This window comes from Paenibacillus sp. ov031, from assembly GCF_900143165.1.
In the GTDB taxonomy this organism is placed as follows: domain Bacteria; phylum Bacillota; class Bacilli; order Paenibacillales; family Paenibacillaceae; genus Paenibacillus; species Paenibacillus marchantiae.
This window is the reverse complement of the sequence record NZ_FRDO01000001.1, coordinates 618048-638400: the sequence shown is the minus strand read 5'-3', so window position 1 is coordinate 638400 and position 20353 is coordinate 618048. Positions and strand designations below refer to the sequence as shown.

Sequence of the window (20353 nt, the reverse complement as noted above, 5' to 3'; positions counted from 1 at the left end):
ATGGCTCGACCTACATTATTACGCATGCGAGCTTATTTGTGAAGATGTCCAAAGTGCTATAGACTGGTTAATGATTTTCTTGCAAAAAGAAAAAACGCAGAAACCAAGTTATGGTTTCTGCGCCCCAATAATTACGGACACGATGCTCTCCTGCAGCTGATCTGCATTTTCCGTTTGATACGGATCGGCATTGAAAATAATGGCGTCCGCAATATAGCCTTCTGCAATCTGTCCCAATTCGTTGCCACGACCCAGAATATCAGCAGCGTTTGACGTCGCAGATTGCCACGCCTCTGCCCGGGTCAGGCCATAATCGATCAGCGTATCCAGTTCTTGCAGATTATAGCCATGCAGTGAAGGTGTGGCGTAATCGGTACCGAAGCCGAAACGGACTCCAGCTCTTTTGGCATATCCGATGGCAGTAGAATGAGCTTCTGCAGCGCGCGCTGCACGATCACTGATAACAGTAGGCAACGCCAGCACGCCTTTTGGATCTGCGGCAATACGATAAATCGATGTGGTAGGCACAAAGGCTGTTCGGGACTGCGCAAGTCTGCCCGCCTGATCCTCCGATAAGAACATTCCATGTTCCACGGATTCCGCCCCGGCCTGAATAGACCAGTCTATCGTCACTCCACCCCAGGTATGAACCAGCACCTTTTTATGGTGAGCATGGGCATGGCGAACGATGAACGCAAACTCTTCCTCCGAGAATACAGGATCGAGCACTTGTTCCGTAGGGGCTCCCAGCCCACCTGTAGCCATAATTTTAACCCATCCCGCGCCTGTATCAAAAATTCCGTTCAACCGTTGTTCCAGATGCTTCACACCACGGGCATCTGCCGCTCCCAGCATTTCGCTGCTGGTTTCAACTCTTAAGGGGTGTTGATAGTGCTGAGCGAGATGTCGAGCGGTGCTTGGTAACAATCCGCCTGCATCTCGCGCCGTGGTTACTCCCGTCCGGAGGGTGGCTGCAAAAGCTTGCGCCTGCATCACCTCAACCTCGTGGCTGTCACGTTTCAATTGATCCGCATGGTCAAAGTCTGTCCAGGCCAGATGTGTATGAAGATCAATAACTCCGGGACTTATCCATATATCTGTACCCGGAAGCGATGCGTTATCATTCTGCGGCACGGATTCTGTAACAGATGCAAACCGGCCATTCTGAATCGAGATATCGAACCGTTTGCCTTTAATGCCTGCTATAAAGATATGTTTGAAGCTTTGCTCTTCCGATTTTACCTGGGTCATATTCATTTCCCCCAAACGAGGCGAACAGCCTGGACTGCTTGCTCATGGTCCTCATTTAATAATGCCGCAATAGTCGCAACAGCTTCCTCCACACCTGCCAAGGACGCATTAACTCCAAAATGATTAATTCGCAGAAGCTGACCAAAAAGTTCTCCATCCCCCGGTGCAACGATGCCAATCGGCTGATCGATATGCAACTTCTTCTCCCCGGAAATTCGAACCGTCGTAGTCAGTGTCGAATATGTTCTGTTATCTTTTTGCCAAGGCTCTAGACCCAGGGCCTGAATTCCCGCTATAGCAGATAACGCAGCCTGTTCATGACGCTTGATCACCTGCTCCAAGCCTTCAGACTCAATAGCTGTCAAAGCCAAAATCAGTGCTCTGGCTTCCAGCGTTGGAATGTTGGGAGGAACGCGGACGGGTGCAGCCCCATCGCCGGGTGGCTTCAGATCAAGCAAAGACAGGATGGAGTTGCGCGGTGCATGTGCATTGGATTCGAGAAATTCCCATCCACGCGGTGAAATGCTTACTGCGCTGATGCCGTTAGGCCCGGCCAGGGCTTTTTGTGCACCCACAGCTACAAAATCAACGCCCCATTCATCTACCAGCAGAGGCTCTCCCCCAATCGCTGATACAGAGTCACTCACCGTAATCAGGTTATGGGCACGCGCAATCTTTATAATTTTTTCTGCGGGATTCGACCCGCCTGTAACCACCTCTGCTTGAACAAAGGATAGTGCGGACGGTTGATACTTTTCAATCGCAGCAGCTACCTTCTCCACAGGTACAACTTCATCAAAAGGAACTTTGACTTCAATAACCGTTGCCCCTCCACGTTCAAGCCACTGACCAAACAAACTGCCATAAGGCCCTGTTACGACATTAACTATCGTACGACCCGGTGCAGATATTCCAGCTGCCACGGCCTCTATGCCCAAGATGGCCTCACCCGGGATGATCACAGGAGGATACTTCGTAGACAAGAGCCTGGAGAGCAATTGTGTAAGCGTATCGTATTCCGACAGGGTAAGGGGTATGTTTCCTTTATATTGTTGGCTCATATAAACCTCCTAAAGAACTTGATTTCGGCATCTTTGGAACTGCGGACAGCAGCTCTCGGCTGTATGCCGTTTCAGGTCGTGTGAAGAATTGATCTTTGGGACTAATCTCCACAAGCTGACCCTGCCGCATGACTGCTACCGTATCGCTAATGGCATGGATAACTCCAAGATCATGAGAAATGAACAGTAACGTAAGATTAAGTTCCCTCTTAAGTGAATTGAACAGATCGAGCACACTCCGCTGCACAGAAACATCCAGTGCACTTGTCGGCTCATCCGCAATTAGCAGACTCGGCTCTACGCTTAATGCACGTGCAATGGCGATCCGTTGGCGCTGACCGCCGGAGAATTCATGCGGATACTTGTCCAGTGCCCTGCTTTCCAACTGAACACGGGCCAAGAGATCTCTCGATCTTTTCTCCACCTGTGAACGGTCTACAATGCGATGAAACAACAGCGCTTCAGCAAGAATCTGCCGAATGGAATGTTTGGGATTCAGTGAAGCATCCGGATTTTGGAAGATCATCTGTATGCTTTTATACTGCTCACGACTTCTCTTCTTCTTTAATTGCTGATCTCCCAGCAAAATCTGCCCCTCATCTGGCGTAATTAACCCGGCAATGACTCTCGCAAGGGTAGATTTGCCCGAACCGGACTCACCAACAAGACCAAGCGTGGTATGCCTCTGAAGATTTAGTGTGATGTTATCCAGCGCAGTAAAGTCACCATATTGAACCGTAACATTCTGAACCTGCAAAGCTAGTTCCATAGTTATTCGCTCCCTTCTAGCTTCGGTAAAGGAAGCACCGAGTTAATAAGCATCTCGGTGTAAGGATCTTGCGGGTTTTGCAAAAGGCCAAGCGAATCCCCGTGCTCCACGATCCGCCCTTGCTTCATCACGCACAGCTTCGAGCACAGCGTCGCTGCAATCGCCAGATTATGTGTTACAAACACCATGGCGAATCCCAGTTCACGCTGCAAACGTTGGATCGTTTCTATAATTTGACGCTGCACAGTAACGTCCAGTGCCGTTGTTGGCTCATCACAGAGCAGAATGCCTGGCTTGCACGCCAGAGCCAATGCAATGACTACCCGCTGACACTGCCCACCTGACAGCTGGCTAGGGTATCGATCCTCACGCTTCAATGAGTCGGGAAGCCCCAACAGTTCAAGTAATTCCAGCGCTGCTACCCTGGAGGCCTTCCTGCTTAACTTTTGCCTGTAATAGACAACTTCCGCCAGCTGTTTAACAACGGGACAGAGCGGATCGAGCGCACCTCTCGGGTCTTGAAACACCATGGCGCTGTTCACATCACTCCGAATGGTTCCACCCGTCTGCTCCACACCGCTTGGTAACAGTCCCAAAATGGAACGAAGAGTTAGTGATTTACCGGAGCCGGATTCACCTACTAATCCCAGGCTCTCCCCTCGCCCAAGCGAGAAATGTACATCTTGAACTAATTTTTGATTTGACTTGGTTGACAGAGATAGTGCCTTGACTTCAAGAATCGGTTCAGTGGACATTATTTTTTCCTCCATACATCGGCCAATCCATCACCGACAAGCGACAAAGCAATTCCCGTGTAAACGACTGCAAATCCCGGAACTGCCGAGAGCCACCAGGCTGTCGTGATAAAGGATTGTCCATCCGAGATCATCGTGCCCCAATCCGGGGTCGGTGGTGCGATGCCAATGCCCAGGTATCCAAGTGTAACAATCGCCACCAGCAGCCCCACCATATCCGTCATGAGGACAACGATCGCCTGAGGTAATACATTGGGCAGGAGATGACGAAGGATAATCCGTATTCCCGGCAAGCCCAACGTCTGTGCGGATGCGATCCATTCCTGCTTGCGGTACGATGCACTCAGCCCCCTGACGACACGTGCAAAGACAATCCAGCCAACGAGCATAAACGTAATATAAATCCCCCGCTCACCTGCTCCACTGGCAAAAGCCACGATAATGACGATGAGATAAAAAGGGAAAGCGATAAATGTATCGGTGACCAACGATATGATCTTATCAGTCCATTTTCCGTAATACCCTGCGAGCATCCCTAGAAATACGCCCATGCAAAAAGGTACAATTTCCGCCAGCACCATAATGCTCAAATCGGTTCGCGCGGCATAAATCAGTCTAGTGAACAAATCACGTCCCAGTTGGTCTGTGCCCAACCAATGTTCAGCAGACGGAGGTTGCAAAAAGGCACTCAAATTTTGCTCCGAAGGGTCATAAGGACTAATCCACGGTATGATTACAGTCAAGATGATCAGCACGGCAAACATCACACTTCCCACAAGCAGGGAAGGAGTTTTCAATATACGATTCATGAGACTGGTGTTTTGGCTGTCTTCATATAACTGAGGTTCTATTTGTATCGTTTTCATGGTTTTCCTTTCGTTCTGGGATCAAGCCACCTGGAAAGAAGCTCTACCAGGAGACTGATGATCACGACAGATACAGCACAGTAAAGGGCTATGCCTTGAATGACCGGGAAATCCCGTTTGGAAATGGAACTAAACAAAAGACTGCCAATTCCTTTGATACCAAATACCTGTTCAACGACCAATGTGCCACCAATGAGATAAGAAATATTAACACCAAGAAGGATCAGCGTCGGTAGCGCCGCATTGCGCAGGACATGTTTGAATAGAATGACCCGGCTCGGTAATCTCGCAGCCTTCAATGTAACTACAAAATCAGATTCCAGTACTTCAAGCATCTGGGCTCTCAATGAACGAACCAATGTCGGAATCTGTGAAAAAGCCACGGTAATGGCGGGAAGTGTCAAACTGTATAAGGTGCCCCACCACCCTTCCCCAACTCCACCAACGGGAAACCAGTGAAGATGAACACTCAGCAGCAGAATCAAAAGGATGCCAACCCAGAAGATTGGCATACCTAGCGTTACCGTAGGAAAAATACGTATCAAATGATCCAGCAGCTTATCCTTGTGTGTAGCGGCCAATGTAGCAAGCACGAGTGCAATGACAATTGACAATGCACATGCCATGCCAATGAGCAGCAAGGTAACGGGTGCCCGATCAGCAATCAACTCTCTAGTCGAGGTTCCGTTAATAATGGAATTGCCGGTATCCCCCTGAGTGAACAGTGTCTTCACAAACCGTATAAATTGTTCCCCCAGCGGCAGATCCAACCCGAGAGCATGGTGCATGCTCTCCACGGCCTCGGGGGTGCTGTACTCGCCAAGAATCATTTTAGCAGGATCTCCTGGTACCATTCTGATGAGAAAAAAGACTGCTGTCATCACACAAAGGATCACTGCCAACGCTCTTCCCACAGTACTGATCAACCAGAACTTATTCATTTCTGAATACGAACGTCTTCAAAACGCACACTGCCATTAGGCAAAACAACAATGCCATCTACTGAAGAACGAACGCCAATCAGAATATCCGGATAATAAAGCGGAATGTAAGGCACTTCATCGGCAAGCGTTTGAAGCAATTTGGAGTATATTTCGGCACGGCCATCGCCGTCCGGTGTTTGTTGACCTTTATACAGAAGCTTGGTTACTTCATCATTGGTGTAATGCGTCCAGTAAGATTTGCTGAAGCCATCAGGGTCAGTCTGGAACGCAACGATTGAGTTCGCTTCCGGAGAATCGGCTTGCCCACTGTTCAGCATCGCTGCGAAATCATAAGCAAAGAATCGTTCACGGAAGGTAGCCAGTTCAATCGATTCAATCTCGATATTAATGCCAATTTGTTTTCCCGCTGCCTGAATGATTTGCGCTTCTTGCGCTCTGGTGCTGTTGCCGGAAGCTACAAGCAGTTTTGTAGTGAATCCATCAGGGAAGGCCGATTTGGCCAGTTCCGCTTTGGCTGCATTTACATCAAAATTTAATGCCTTGAGAGTATCATTCGAATTGTAAGGAATCGTTGTAGGCAGCAATGAATTAGCAGTCTGTGCGTAACCAAAGGTAAGCGCCTTAGTCAGACCGTCACGATCAAGTGCCAGAGCCAATGCCCGGCGAACATGCACATCGGAAAAATGCTTATCCAACGTATTAAAGAACAATTGCTCTGTCACCCAGCTGCCGTTGGTTACAACGGTTGTATCCGCGCCATTTTTGATTTCATCAGCATTTTGCAGAGCCAGCGACTCAATCGCATCTACTTCTCCCGCCTTCAACTGGTTGATTGCTTGGCTGTCATCTTCTATCAGCTTGTAAACCAGCTTATCAACCGATGGCTTTCCTTCTTGCCAGTAGTGAGTGTTCTTCGTAAAGGTCACATCGCCTGCAGGGTCCCACTGTTCAACCACGAACGGTCCTGTACCTACCGGCTTCTTGAAAAATTCTTCCTCGGTAACTCCGCCAAAATTGTTCGGAATAATACCGTTCGAGAAGTTGGAAAGCTCAGAGATAAATGGCGTATACGGCTCTTTAAGCGTAATCACCAATGTATGGCTATCCGTTGCTTTGACAGTGTCTACCTTGGCCGATATTGCCAATGGGCCACCAACCTTCAAGTGCCGCTCCAGCGAGAATACGGCATCCTCTGCCGTAACATCTGTGCCGTTGGAGAACTTCAAGCCATCACGCAACACAAACGTATACGTCAAACCGTCATCACTGATGTTATGCGACTTGGCAAGCCAGTCCACAATCTCGCCTTTGTTGTCAAAAGCAACCAAAGGTTCAAATACTTTATCAATGGCAAAAGCATTGTTCGATGTAATCTGATTATGCAAATCAAACGAGGTTACGGAAGCCGGCCGACCATATACAAAAGTCCCCCCCGTTGCAGTCTCGTCCGTCTTTGAATTTTCATCCGTACCTTGGCTCGTGCCTGGCTGGGCTGCTGCATTGGGAGCAGGATCATTGGTCGATCCGGAGCAACCGCTAACGATTACCAATAATAGAACGGCTAACGCTCCTACCCATAATGACTTTCTCGTTGATGATTTAAACTGTGACATGACTGACTCTCCCCTTCCAATAAAGCTTATGTGTTTAGTATGGATTGATTATGGATTAAAGCACCCCCTCTGTCAAACAAAAAATAATGACTATTGCGAGATAAAACTATTTTATCCAATGAAGGAAATGAATCCGTATTTATAAGGCTCAGAAGCACGTGTCACACCAAAAAAGCCAGAATATATTCTGGCTCTCTCTTTGTTCTTAACTTTATATGATTTTGCGGAATAGCTCCATCACTTCATCCCTGGAAGGTTGATACGGATTGCCCGGTGCACAGGCATCTTTCATGGCATTATCCGCCAGCAATTCAACATCAGGATCTTTCACACCCAATTCTGACAGTTTCTCAGGAATGCCTACCTCCTTGGAGAGCTGACGAATGGCTTCGATCACGTACTCCGAGCACTCCTCATCCCGTTTTCCTTTTACATCCATACCGATTGCTTTGGCAATATGACGGAATTTACCTGGCACATGCTTTGCATTCAATTCCTCTACATAAGGGAGCAACATCGCGTTACATACCCCATGCGGAAGGTCATAGACTCCACCAAGTTGATGGGCCATCGCATGTACATAGCCCAAGCCTGCATTGTTAAAAGCAATCCCGCCAAGAAAACACGCATACGTCATATGCTCTCTTGCTTCCAGATCACTACCATCCCTGACCGCTCTGGGCAAATATTCAAAGATCAGCTCAACGGCAGCAGCCGCTGTAGCACTCGTCACCGTGAACCCGCCAGGCGTCACCATGGCTTCCACCGCATGGGTCAATGCATCCATGCCCGTGGCCGCTGTAAGACTGGCTGGCTTGCTCAGCATCAGTTCCGGGTCATTCACCGACAAGTCAACGAGACTGTTTCGATCCACCATCACCATTTTCACCTTACGTTCCTCATCTGTAATCACGTAGTTCATGGTCACCTCACTCGACGTGCCAGCCGTTGTGTTAATGGCAACAAGCGGCACGGACTTGTGTTTCGATTGATGCAAACCTTCATAATCACGGATATGTCCACCGTTGGTTGCTACAATGCCAATTCCTTTGGCAGCATCCTGAGGTGAACCTCCGCCTATCGATATAATGGCGTCACAGCCATGATCCTGAAATACCTGAAGTCCGTCATGTACATTCTGACAGGTGGGATTGGGCTGAACCTCATCATATACCACATAGTCTAACCCTGATTTTCTTAGTATAGACAGCACTTGTTCAGCAACGCCGGAAGAAATCAATCGACGATCAGTTACGACAAGCGCTTTGTGAATACCCATATTCTCAATCATCTTGCCTGCTTCGTGTAAACATCCTCTGCCCATCAAGTTCACGGGCGGAACATAATAAGCGTGTGTTGCCATCTGAACCAGCCTCCTGTTACCCCTGATTTACTGTCTTTATTGTAACTGAATCCGTTTTCAGATATAGTGAAATAAATCACAAACAAGTTGATAAATGTTTCATTTGCACGGAATTATCTAAGAATTATCCAATAATCATGAATGCTCTTCAGTAACTTGCTTATCTGTGCTTGAATTAAAAAGGGTAACTTGATCTTGGATTCACAAGTTTCACCGCTCGAATCAAAAAACAGGGGCTATCCCTGGTCATTTTCATGACTTCGGGACAGCCCCTACAGATATTCAGTAATTTAGAAGCTCCTGAATCGGCATGTAATAGACGGGATAAGCTCTGCCTTGATCGAAACCAAGCTTACCCGCTATCGCGATGGAATCATGACGGAAATCCTCTGTCGTCCAGTGTGGAACACAATTCCGTTCCAGAACGGATTGCACATAAGCGCTTGCCATGGCCGTAGCCAGGCCCTTGCCACGGTGTATCGGATCGTAGGTGTTGATGCCTGTTTCATGGTGAATGTCACTGACAAACACAGAGATACATGTACCTACAACCTGCCCTTCATATACCGTGCATGTGCCTGCTCCGTATCGGAAGAAGTCCTCAACCGAATGCCAGAATTTCAAAATTTCCTGTTCAATGATACAGCTTTTGTCCTCCAGCATTACAGCTCGATCGATAATTTGAAGCTTATATCCCGGAGGAACGAACAAGGAGCTGGAACTGCGTTCCAGCCACTGTTCATACTTCGCAAGATTGAATTGAAAAGGAACTCGCAATCCTTCTCGCAAACGCCCATTGAACATGTGATCCAGGACGGGAGACCAATCTGAGCCGGGCTCGGGGTAAACTTCAAGATTCAGCATGTCTTCGCCAGCATCTAACGCTTCAGGTAATAGCTCCTGAACAAGTACCTCCCTAACAAGGCTATTGAATTGTTCATTATCCGATCTTCCGATCAGGTAAAACATTTCGTTTTCGGCCCAAATCAGGGCGCTTTTCGGCGCATGAAGCTGGTCTGCATAGACACGCCCCCGTTGAAGTCTCGCAAGCACTCCACCCATAACCACATGCCCGTTCGTTCCCGAGATGAAGGGCGCTAATTGCTTCCTTTGGGACGGTTGATCCAGTAAAACCAACATGGTATAACCTCGCATTCTTTGTATAGAGTAGGAAATGAATAACATTCAAATCTGCCCTGCCTCAGAATGCTGTAACGTCAGGTTTTTTCCTCGTTCCCTTTCACCTCTTCGACCTTTATTTTTATTTTTCGCTTACAACGCTTTATCGTCTACTGCATCCAACCAGGCTTCGATATCGCCGATGACGGAGGATACGCAGCCGTCTTCAAACGGAGAATTCAAACCTGCCAGCTCTACCAATCCTGTGAAGGACAGGCTTCCTCCGGCTTTACATAATGTCAGATAGTCAGCCCATGCGGACTTCATATCCTGGTTACTGCGTTTCCAGAACTGGAATGCACAGATTTGTGCCAGTGTGTAGTCAATGTAATAGAACGGCGACGAGAAGATATGACCCTGTTTGTGCCAGAATCCGCCTTGTTCCAAATAGGCGTTATCTTTGTAATTGATGTGCGGCAGATAGGTCTTCTCAATATTGCGCCAAGCCTGCTTGCGCTCCGCTGGTGTTGCATCCGGATTTGCATAGACAAAATGCTGGAATTCATCGACTGCTACGCCATAAGGAATGAAGAGCAGTCCGGAAGACAGGTGATCAAATTTGTATTTGTCCGTATCTTCCTTGAAGAACAATTCCATCCACGGCCATGTAAAGAATTCCATGCTCATGGAATGGATCTCTGCGGATTCATACGTCGGCCAGTTGTACTCAGGTACTTCGAAGTGACGACTCTCATATACCTGGAACGCGTGACCTGCTTCGTGTGTCAATACGTCGATATCGCCTGATGTACCGTTAAAGTTGGAGAAAATAAACGGCACTTTGTAATCGTTCAGGAAGGTGCAATAGCCCCCGCCCTGCTTGCCTTTTTTGCTCACCAAATCCATCAATTCATTGTCGGTCATCATCTGGAAAAACGTATCCGTTTCCGGTGACAATTCAGCGTACATTTTCTTACCATTGTCAATGATCCAGTCTGCATCGCCTTTAGGTGTCGGGTTGCCTGTCTTAAAGCTGAAGCCCTGATCATAAAAATAGAGGGTATCCACATCAATCCGGCTGCGCTGACGCTCTCTGAGCTTCGTCGCTACAGGCACGATATAATCACGGACTTGTGCTCTGAAATTGGACACCATCTCCGCGTTGTAATCCGTACGGTTCATACGGTCATAACCGAGTTCCACATACGTTGGATATCCCAGCTTCTTCGCGATCTGTGTACGCACTTTCACCAAATCGTCGTAAATGCGATCGAATTCAGCCTCATGTTCAGCCATGAACGTATATCTTGCTTCGGATGCACGTTCCCGCATGGAGCGATCCGTGGACAACTCAAACGGATGCAGCTGCGGCAATGTGCGTTCTTCACCTTCAAACGGAATTTTGGCCGAAGCAATCAGCTGGTTGTATTCCGTGGAAAGTTTGTTCTCTTTCTGAAGGTCCTCGATAATTTCAGGGCTGAATGTTTTCAGGGACAGATCCGCCAGCTGGAACAGCTGTGAACCCCATTTTTGTTCCAGTTCAGCACGAAATTTGGAGTTTACCAATGCCCGATAATAATCGGTGATGTATTCTTGAATGATTGGAGAGCTTTCATCCAGAAATTCATTTTCTTCTTTGTAAAATGTATCATTGGTATCAATCGAATGACGGATGTAGACCAATTGTGCCTGAGTCTCAAAGTCACTTCGCAAAGCGTTAATCTTGTCCATATATCCACTCTGCTCTTCAACCGTAGTCGCGGCTTCAAAACCACTCAGAAGCTCACGGAATGACGTTTTGATTTGTTCCAGATCGGGACGTGTATACGTATACTCACTAAATTTCATTTATGTACACCCTTTCCTGTTAGGCATATTTCGGGATTCCCCGAGTTGAACTAAACCCTATTATACAAAAGAGCAGCCTAAAAATCCCAACTTTACGAAAAATATTTGTCCATCGGTCAAATGCAGCTACATCACTCGTTACATATGTTACGCATGAATGTTAGGTCCAATACACAAGTAAAAGATGCTGCGTCAGCAGGAAATGGGTTTTCCTCCGAGCAGCATCTCATTAAATCAGGAATAAGCGTATAAACAGAGCCGTTACTGCACGTTCACATACCAGTTAGAGTAATTGATCTGGCCGCTGCCTTTCGTAATTTCGGTTCCATATTCAACACTGCTTACATATTTGCTGTTAGTAAAATAACTTTTGGAGATCAGATAATCAGTGAAGTTTTTGACGTTGATGCTAAAGTTGTTAGGGGATTTTGACTTTTTCAGGAACGAGTATACCCACCATTGATGCACTCCGTTGTCGGTAATCTCGCCGCGATACAGATCATAGGTTTGTCCACCAATGGATACATCCGAGAACACTTTGGAACCAATAGGACCTACACCGGAAGTCCAATCGTTCCAGATCATAATCTCCTCGGTGGGTGTGCTTGACCAGGTCGCATTGCCGATGTCATGCAGCCAGATATCATACGCATTATTATATTCCCCTGTAGTGTTGGACGCCTTAGAATAACTTACTCCGGTATTGATACTTTTGTTCGCAGACAATCGCGTTGGCAGCCCACTTCCTGGCGTGAAACCCTCAGTCCAGTGCCAGCCGCTGACAAGAGAAGGATAAGCTTTGACTCCACCGGCAGTCGTTGGCCAGTTCCAAACGTAACCCAGATCAGTATTACTGTTCACATACACGGACTGGGACCAGCCACTGACACTTGAGCTACCCCAGCTATTGTTGAATATATAATACTTGTTGTTGCTGAAATTAAGTTTGGCATACGCTGTGGAATCCGATGCTGCGCTGGCTGTAATTGGAACAGCCGCAATCAGTAATGACATGACCAGCAGCATCCATGCTTTCTTGCCTGATCTTTTTTTCATCTTCAAACCCATAATGTTAGCCTCCCGTGAATTTTAATGTAAACGCTTACAAATGTAAGTGTAAAACATTTCCATGTACAAGCATACCACTTAAATCCGACAATATTTCATGCTATATTTAGACTTTTTGGCATTATATACAAATAAGCCCGCCTCGCATCCATTGCGAAGCCAGCTTATAGGCTTGTCTTTTCACATTTCTTTTCAATATACCCTAGTGTTGATCGTTGTCCATAATCTTGTAGAACCAGCCCATTCCGACCATTCCCACAACCATAATGATACCCATAATAATGATATATGTCATGAATGTAACCCCCCTGCTCCGTATTTCTTCACACTACTATCAGTTTACACGGTGAAACCCATTTTGAATTGACTGAACATTGACAAAAATACGAAATCTTCATTTCCACTCCATATATCGTGTCCTTTTTCATTGTAATTCCAACCGGTATGTCATTCATTCGATTATTCCACATCACCGGATCTGCATCCAAATGTTCACTTGCTGTCATTATCCAATCTCTCCTTTAATGCTTCGGAGCCTACTTTTTCACTCTAATTTTATAGATATATCATATCATAGCGTACGATCTACCTTGCTCTTATAGTGAACAAAGTTTCATCCGCCATCCTTACGGTGTATACTATACTTCTATGAATTGGAATTGGATTATACGCAGAAAGGTTTGAACTGAATGTCGACTCGCATACCCTATTATCGTCAGCTATTACTCGCTTTTTTACTAACTCTTATGCTGTTTATACTATCCGCCTGCGCTGATGGTGAAGCACATGTCACGGTTAATATGGACGGTTCATCCGATCTGGCCCTGAATCTCAGCGTAACCGACTCAGCCCTGGGAATGATGGGACAAGACAATCTCATGACAATGCTCGCAAATACGTTGAAGCAGAATAATTTCCAGGCCGAAGTTTCGGACCAAGGAGATCGGACACAACTCAAAGCGACGACCCATTATGAGAAAAGCAATACCGTCTCTACCTTCAGCACGTCGGATCTGCCTGATGGAATCAAAATGGAGCAATCCACTACACCTGGATTTTTCACTTCCAAATTGCATATTGCTGCGGAAGCAGACCTGATGCAGACCATACCCGATGGTGAGGTCAAAGACCAAATTAATAAGGTCCCCGGATTTCTCAAAAACCTGCTGCTGAAAGATGTCAATTTTGATTTCAAGCTAACGCTGCCAATCAAAGCGCAGGATTCCAATGCAGATCTGGTTGAAGATCACGGAAAAACCCTAATTTGGCACGTCTCACCACTGAATACGAATAAGCTAGATTTGACCGTACAGGTCCCGAATATTCGGAACATTATAATTACGGGGGGCATTGCCTTGGTGCTGATCATTGCATTACTTATCTGGTTCATGGTCCGTCGCAGACGAACCCGACAGAGTCGGAATGTATAACTAACCACAGCGCAATAAGCTTGGAGGAGATGACTACTATTTCATTTCTGACTTGCCAAATGATGTTATGGATAGTAGAATACATCCGTACTGTGTGAACGGTTAACTTAACTATGGAAAAGCTAAAGAGGTGACAGGTTTCATGAATATCCGGGAATGCCCATTGCCTGGTATCGGAGTGAAGTACCAGTTTGATACAAAAAGCGGTAATAAGTTGGTCATTATTGTCCACGAAGACGGACGCCGTGAATTATTCTCGGTGGACCCCAATGACAACGAAGAACTTACCCTAATTGCAGAACTGGAAGATGACGAGTGCGTAACCCTTTCGGGATTAATTGGAGGATGGTCCTGACATCTGTCAGGCTACTACCAACATCCACGGAAGACCAAAATAACCTGCCCTTGAATTTCAGAGGCAGGTTATTTTTTTCGATAACTTGACACAAGCAGCCCATCAGCGCTCGTGCTGGGAGCGTATGTACGGAACCCATGTGTTTAGCACACGACTTATTTCCGTAGAGCTGAACGGTTTGCTGATAAAGTCCTGCATACCACATTTCAGACAAGCTTCACGGTCGTTCGCTCCTGCAAATGCCGTGATGGCAGCAATGACCGGAATTTCAGGGTGGGTTTGCCTAATCCGGCAGGTCGCTTCAATCCCATCCATAACAGGCATTTGGATATCCATAAAGAGAAGGTCGTATGTTTCCCTTTCCAATGCTTTCACCGCTTCTGCACCGTTCTCCACGATATCACATAGACCGCCGTGCTTACGAAGCATTTCCTCCAGCAAATGGCTGTTCAATGACTGATCCTCAGCTATAAGAATTTTGATCCCCGCTGCCAGACTTGTTCGATCCAGCTTCAGGTTGTGATCAGCCACCTCTTCAATCTGATCCGTGGACTCATCTTGCCATCGTTCAAGTAACAGGGTGAAGTGGAAATCCGCCCCCTCACCTGTCTCACTCTGTACACCAATGGCGCCGCCCATCAGTTCCACCAGCTTCTTGCTGATGGCCAGCCCCAGACCTGTGCCTCCATATTTGCGATTGATAGCCGGATCGAGCTGTGAGAAAGACTGGAACAGTTGATGCTGCTTATTGAACGGAATGCCAATCCCCGTATCTTTGACCGAAACGGACAAGATCAGATGATTCTCATTGTAAAATTCCGCTGGCTTAACGTTCACGTGAACCTGAATGCTTCCCTTCTCCGTGAATTTGATGGCATTGCCTACTAGATTAATCAGAATCTGACGAATGCGAGTTTCATCGCCTCGTACGCGTTCGGGAATCTGCTCTGACATTTCACAGTATAGTTCAATATTCTTTTCGGAAGCTCTAAGCGCAAATAGTTCCATGACCCCGCCAAGAACAGATTTAATATCCACTGGCTGGCGTTCAAGATCCATTTTTCCTGCTTCAATCTTACTGAAATCCAAGATCTCATTCAGAATGTGCAGCAGTGATTCACCACTGTCGATGATGATATCGGCGAAGCCGTTCTGCTCCTCATCCAACTCTGTTTCTTTTAACAGATGGGCCATGCCCATAATTCCATTCAGAGGTGTACGAAGCTCATGACTCATAATCGCCAGGAACTCGGACTTGGCTCGGTCCGCATGTTCTGCCACTTCCTTGGCACGAATGATGTCCTTCACCGATGTCATATCGCGGAAAACCAGTACAGCTCCACGATTCTCCCCCTGCTCCATTATCGGTTTCAGTTGGAACTCCGCCAGGAAGCTGGAGCCATCCTGCTTCCAAAATACAGACTCAGATCGCGGCAGGCTTCGCCCTTCACGTACAGCTTGAAGAATAGGAGTGCTATTGGACGGATAAGGTATACCCTCACTTTGCATTTGTAACATGATCTCTTCAAGTGGCTTGCCATTCATCTCAGACGGACAGAAATCCATCATCTCCGTTGCAATCGGATTGGCAAATATCAGGTTACCATTCTGATCGAGGCCAATGACTCCCTCAGACATGGCATTGAGAATCAATGCTCTTTCGTAACTGAGATTTTCAATTTCCTCTACATACCTTTTAGACTCCGTAATATCACTAGTTATTCCATAGACGCCCACGACACGATCCTCGAGCAAAATCGGAACATTAATCACACTTGTTTCAATGCGCTGTCCGTCTTTGTGAATCAACCCCACTTCATAGCTCTGTGCGGTTCCTTTTACGGTTTCTTCAAAATGATACCTCGTCTTATCCAGGTCCACCGGGTCAATGAGATGATCAAAGGATGAACTAAGAAGTTCCTCCTTGGTATGACCTGTCAATTGCTCTTGACCTGCATTGGCCTTAAGCAGGTTTCCGTCCAAATCTAATGAAGCAACTCCAAGAGGGTTACTGTCGAACAATGATTGGTACTCCTGAAGACTTAATTGCTGCTGCTTGCTCGCTGTAATATCACGGGTCACTCCAATCATTTCCTGCAGATTTCCCTGTATGTCATATACATAATGAGTGATGGTATCCGCCCATATAACAGAACCATCCTTATGCTGGAGCCGATAGCTAATTCGATCAGGTGCAAGGCCCTGGATTTGACCAGCCACGAAAGCTTCAACTAGACGCACGTCGTCGGGGTGAATGCAGAACAGGCCAGGTTGACCAACAACTTCTTCTGGATCATATCCCAACATACTTTTGCTGGCTGGAGATACGTACTTGAACGTCCGCTCCGGATCGGCATGGTGTATGGCAATCAGGTCAAGCGAGGACTCGGCCAGCAATCTTGAGATTCGACTGCTCTCCTCCAACTGCTTGCGCTGTATAATCAATCGATTCTCCGCGTCCTTCTGCTTCGAAATATCCGCTGCCTGAACAAGCAAATAAAGCGGCTCGCCGCTCACTTCATCCCTGACGATGCAGGCTCTTACTGTCGCCCAGAGAAGAGAATCATCCTTACGCTTAAGCCGTAACTCAGTTTCATACATCAGACTTAATCCATTGGTCATATCCCAGAAATGGGATCTGAACTCCTCCATCTCTAAGTCTTCCTCATAGATCATATGTACAATTGGTGAGTCAATCAATTCATCTTCACTGCATCCCAGCATTTCACAAAATGCCGGATTAAGCTGAAGCCAACGTCCGTTCACATGCGAAGCAACAGCAATGCCGATCGGTGCATGTGTATATAACTGCTCGAACAGAGAGCGATTCTCTGCAATTGGATTCGACACCACATATCCTCCTTTATGGGGAATCTGAATATATTCCGTATGAACAGATCGACCTGAACATAACTTCATCTATAAGAGTAGTACCCCAAATATCATGATTTATAAACGAGATCAACAAAAATTCCAGGCAATAATCGACATTCTTATCGTGTGTTCATGCTGTCTGTACTTGTAGACATACAAAATCGCATAAGTGTCGTCATATACTACAGAATACGCGTGCATACCGGTTTGTACAAGGCTGAACATCCAAATGATACTGGAGGTTATGATTATGATCATTGTTGCGAATCAACCGATTGAGCTGGTACGTTCGGATTGGTCTGCTTTTGCATGGCATTGGTTACAGCAACTACAGAACAGTCCAACAGTATACACATATCAATCCATGGATCATCTTCACTTTGAATGGACGTTGCGCGAGTCTCTGGTGGATGCAGCAGAAGCGCTCGATCGAAGCGGGGTCAGCTTTGCCTCGTTCGAGAAATCCAGATGTAATCCTGCCTATTGGAACCGAAATGCTGAAGGTGGCTTTGAGCTAAGATCTGAGGTAACGCCTGCGGAAGGAATCCGGGACATTTGGAAGAATGGTCATTTGTATGCCTTTGAATGTGCAACAGCGACTGTAATTGTCCTTTATGGCGGAGTATTGAACAGTATTCGGGAAGATGATTTCAATTCACTGTTCCGCAACCTGCTGCTCTACGACTGGCACTATGACAGTGATCTGCGATTAACGGAGAAGAACGGCAGCGACTCTGCGCTTCCTGGAGACGTATTGTACTTCAAAAATCCGGACGTTTCCCCTGAAACACCAGAGTGGCAGGGAGAGAATACCATTATGCTTCGTGAAGACGTATATTATGGTCATGGAATCGGGATTGCAAGCGGGGAAGAAATCATTCGTTCACTGAATCAAAACCGCATTCCTGGAAGTACAGTGTCAGCCTATTTGATGGATACGGTAATTTATCCGGACTTTCTATATCTATCCCGCTACGCCAAGAACAGTAACTCGAATTCACAAACAGCCTCATCTACTCCGGTCTTGCCGGGACAGTTGTATGTACGCATCGGCGGCAGCCGTTACTTGCGAGTCTAAACAGCTTAAAGCGTGATTATCATTAGGAGTACAGAATTGCTATACCGATATTTCATGCTGAAAACCCCGTAGAGCAGCAGGTCAACTGTTGCTTCACGGGGTTATTAGAACATTAGGGAAAGCCAGCCCAATAACGACCGTATTGTCTCACAGTTCCTTGTTATTCAGCTGAATTCGTTCATCTTTGTTATCCAATGGGGTCTAACTGTACAACGACCTGTTTGCCGCTCACCTGAATACCTGTCGTTTTACTGCCATACTCAGCCAGAGATTTGCACAGCTGTTCTGCCCATTCCTTGCCTGCTGTTCCTTCCTTGGCTCCATGCACCTGGATGACGAGCTTCACCGAGTCCCCCTTCGTCAGGATACGCTCTGCCTGAGATTGCTTGGTCTCCCGATCGTGGTCTTCCATCTGCAGGTTCAGTCTAATCTCTTTCACTTTACGTTTATCCGGGGATTTTACCGCCTTCTTCTTCTCTTGCTGCTTTTCCTGTCTCGCTGCTCCAGCGCCCATCAGTTTGCATGGCGGCGGGCTGGTCATTAGAGACATACAAATCAGATCCACCTTATGCTGCTTCGCAAGTGCAAGTGCGTCACGAGTAGACATGATGCCGAGATCTTCACCGTTCAGGCCGGTCAGCTGGACTTCAGTCGCTTTAATTTTTTCATTTTTGATCATGGTACATCCTCCTCTACAACAAAAGCCTGTCCTGACCTATGACAGATCAAGAGCAGGCTTGGATGTTGTAACTGAATATTCATCATATATCTGGACGTAATGGTTATACGTCGGTTTTGTGCATCTTACAACGAGTTGAACGCTTCGGTCAGAACTGGAACAATTTGCGATTTGCGGGATACTACGCCTTTGAGCAACGCTCTGCTATCCGACAATGTTACATTGTACGCTTTTTCTACAGCTTTGGTGGAAGCACCATAAGCCAATGCAACGGAATCGTTGTTCAGGATGTCGGTTACGACAAATACGAACAGGTCGAGACCTTTGCTGGAAATAATTGCTTCAATCGCTGCTTCAAGCTCAGGTTGTTTCACAAGCACATCATTCACGTCAATCGCGTTCACTTGTGCAATTTCCACTTTTGCTTGGCCCATAGCGAATTCTTTCGCATCCAGGGAAATCAGTTCAGCAATTGTTTTCTGACTCAGGTCCGCGCCCGCTTTCAGCATCTCCAGACCATAGCTATCTGCATCCACACCAGCAATGGCAGCCAGTTCACGTGCTGCTGCTACATCTTGCTCTGTGCATGTTGGGGATTTGAACAACAGGGAGTCGGAAATGATCGCGGACAGCATCAGACCAGCAATCGGTGCGCTGATTTCCACGCCGTTTTCTTTGTACAATTTATTCAAAATGGTTGCTGTACAACCTACAGGTTCTGCACGGAAATACAGAGGCTGGCTTGTCTCAAAGTTTGCGATCCGGTGATGATCGATAACTTCAACAACAGTCACTTCCTCAATATCGCTGACACTTTGTTGACGCTCATTGTGGTCGACCAGGATGACCTTGTTCACTTCGTTAGCTGCTGTTTTGATCAGACGTGGCGCAGCCACTTTGAATTGGTCCAGTGCAAATTGAGTTTCGCCGTTTACTTCGCCGAGACGAACAGCTTCAACGTCCTGACCCAATTTTGTTTTCAAGTCTGCATAGGCAATGGCCGAGCAGATCGTATCCGTATCGGGATTTTTGTGACCGAAGATTAATGCTTTTTCCATATTAATAGCCCTCCGTCAATTCTGATTTAGATTAATAAAATGTAATAATTCAAGCATACCCTTACTGATTATAGCGTTAATAAGGCTTAATTCCAATCCCTTTACAGCGAATTAATTACAAAATCATGTCAGGTCTTGCCTTTATACTCCGTAAACGAATGCACAACTCTGCCGTTCCGCCAGCTTCGATCCATTGTCGGTATGTATACCAATCCACATTCT

The 20353-nt window shown here is 46.7% G+C and carries 17 protein-coding genes; 3 read left to right on the top strand and 14 right to left on the bottom strand.

The window, feature by feature from the left end; translation table 11 throughout:
- Positions 1–108: 108 nt before the first annotated feature.
- The 11 genes from BUA17_RS02955 to BUA17_RS02905 all read right to left on the bottom strand — a co-directional run bounded on the left by BUA17_RS02955 (position 109) and on the right by BUA17_RS02905 (position 12657).
- The gene (locus tag BUA17_RS02955; RefSeq protein WP_072732551.1) at positions 109–1251 is read right to left on the bottom strand and encodes an amidohydrolase family protein; all 1143 of its coding nucleotides are present in this window, start codon (positions 1249–1251) and stop codon (positions 109–111) included.
- A 2-nt stretch (positions 1252–1253) separates the two neighbouring features.
- Complete coding sequence (locus BUA17_RS02950; RefSeq protein ID WP_072732550.1) at positions 1254–2312, bottom strand: pyridoxal-phosphate-dependent aminotransferase family protein; 1059 nt, start codon at positions 2310–2312, stop codon at positions 1254–1256.
- Positions 2296–3081, bottom strand: coding sequence for an ABC transporter ATP-binding protein (locus tag BUA17_RS02945; RefSeq protein ID WP_072732549.1), 786 nt, complete (start codon positions 3079–3081; stop codon positions 2296–2298). Before BUA17_RS02945 ends, BUA17_RS02950 begins: the two co-directional genes overlap by 17 nt.
- Before the next feature lie 2 nt (positions 3082–3083).
- Complete coding sequence (locus BUA17_RS02940; RefSeq protein WP_072732548.1) at positions 3084–3836, bottom strand: ABC transporter ATP-binding protein; 753 nt, start codon at positions 3834–3836, stop codon at positions 3084–3086.
- The gene (locus BUA17_RS02935; RefSeq protein ID WP_090805739.1) at positions 3836–4702 is read right to left on the bottom strand and encodes an ABC transporter permease; all 867 of its coding nucleotides are present in this window, start codon (positions 4700–4702) and stop codon (positions 3836–3838) included. Before BUA17_RS02935 ends, BUA17_RS02940 begins: the two co-directional genes overlap by 1 nt.
- A complete protein-coding gene (locus tag BUA17_RS02930; RefSeq protein ID WP_244552059.1) occupies positions 4699–5643 on the bottom strand; it encodes an ABC transporter permease in 945 nt (314 codons plus the stop codon). The genes BUA17_RS02935 and BUA17_RS02930 overlap by 4 nt, the downstream gene beginning before the upstream one ends.
- Entirely contained in the window at positions 5640–7259 is a 1620-nt protein-coding gene (locus BUA17_RS02925; protein ID WP_072732546.1) for an ABC transporter substrate-binding protein, read from the bottom strand. The genes BUA17_RS02930 and BUA17_RS02925 overlap by 4 nt, the downstream gene beginning before the upstream one ends.
- Before the next feature lie 211 nt (positions 7260–7470).
- Positions 7471–8622 carry an iron-containing alcohol dehydrogenase gene (locus BUA17_RS02920; protein WP_072732545.1) on the bottom strand — a complete coding sequence of 384 codons (1152 nt, stop codon included), beginning with the start codon at positions 8620–8622 and terminating at the stop codon, positions 7471–7473.
- Positions 8623–8904: 282 nt separating this feature from the next.
- Positions 8905–9762, bottom strand: coding sequence for a GNAT family N-acetyltransferase (locus tag BUA17_RS02915; RefSeq protein WP_072732544.1), 858 nt, complete (start codon positions 9760–9762; stop codon positions 8905–8907).
- 132 nt (positions 9763–9894) lie between these two features.
- On the bottom strand, positions 9895–11589 hold the full coding sequence (locus tag BUA17_RS02910) for a M3 family oligoendopeptidase (RefSeq protein WP_063563374.1): 1695 nt from the start codon (positions 11587–11589) through the stop codon (positions 9895–9897).
- Positions 11590–11850: 261 nt separating this feature from the next.
- Positions 11851–12657 carry a glycoside hydrolase family 12 protein gene (locus BUA17_RS02905; protein WP_231952556.1) on the bottom strand — a complete coding sequence of 269 codons (807 nt, stop codon included), beginning with the start codon at positions 12655–12657 and terminating at the stop codon, positions 11851–11853.
- Positions 12658–13346: 689 nt separating this feature from the next.
- On the opposite strand from BUA17_RS02905, the gene BUA17_RS02895 reads away from it, so the two are divergent.
- Positions 13347–14087, top strand: coding sequence for a hypothetical protein (locus BUA17_RS02895; protein ID WP_072732543.1), 741 nt, complete (start codon positions 13347–13349; stop codon positions 14085–14087).
- Positions 14088–14229: 142 nt separating this feature from the next.
- Positions 14230–14442, top strand: coding sequence for a cation:proton antiporter regulatory subunit (locus tag BUA17_RS02890; protein WP_053779896.1), 213 nt, complete (start codon positions 14230–14232; stop codon positions 14440–14442).
- Between the two features lie 102 nt (positions 14443–14544).
- On the opposite strand, the gene BUA17_RS02885 is transcribed toward BUA17_RS02890, so the two are convergent.
- The gene (locus BUA17_RS02885; protein WP_170867777.1) at positions 14545–17292 is read right to left on the bottom strand and encodes a hybrid sensor histidine kinase/response regulator; all 2748 of its coding nucleotides are present in this window, start codon (positions 17290–17292) and stop codon (positions 14545–14547) included.
- 274 nt (positions 17293–17566) lie between these two features.
- Between BUA17_RS02885 and BUA17_RS02880 the strand changes: the two genes are divergently transcribed.
- On the top strand, positions 17567–18394 hold the full coding sequence (locus BUA17_RS02880; protein ID WP_072732542.1) for a protein-glutamine gamma-glutamyltransferase: 828 nt from the start codon (positions 17567–17569) through the stop codon (positions 18392–18394).
- 187 nt (positions 18395–18581) lie between these two features.
- On the opposite strand, the gene infC is transcribed toward BUA17_RS02880, so the two are convergent.
- Complete coding sequence (gene infC / locus BUA17_RS02875; RefSeq protein WP_063563371.1) at positions 18582–19073, bottom strand: translation initiation factor IF-3; 492 nt, start codon at positions 19071–19073, stop codon at positions 18582–18584.
- Between the two features lie 125 nt (positions 19074–19198).
- Positions 19199–20131: a manganese-dependent inorganic pyrophosphatase gene (locus BUA17_RS02870; RefSeq protein ID WP_063563370.1), complete on the bottom strand. Its 933-nt coding sequence runs from the start codon at positions 20129–20131 to the stop codon at positions 19199–19201.
- Positions 20132–20353: the final 222 nt, after the last annotated feature.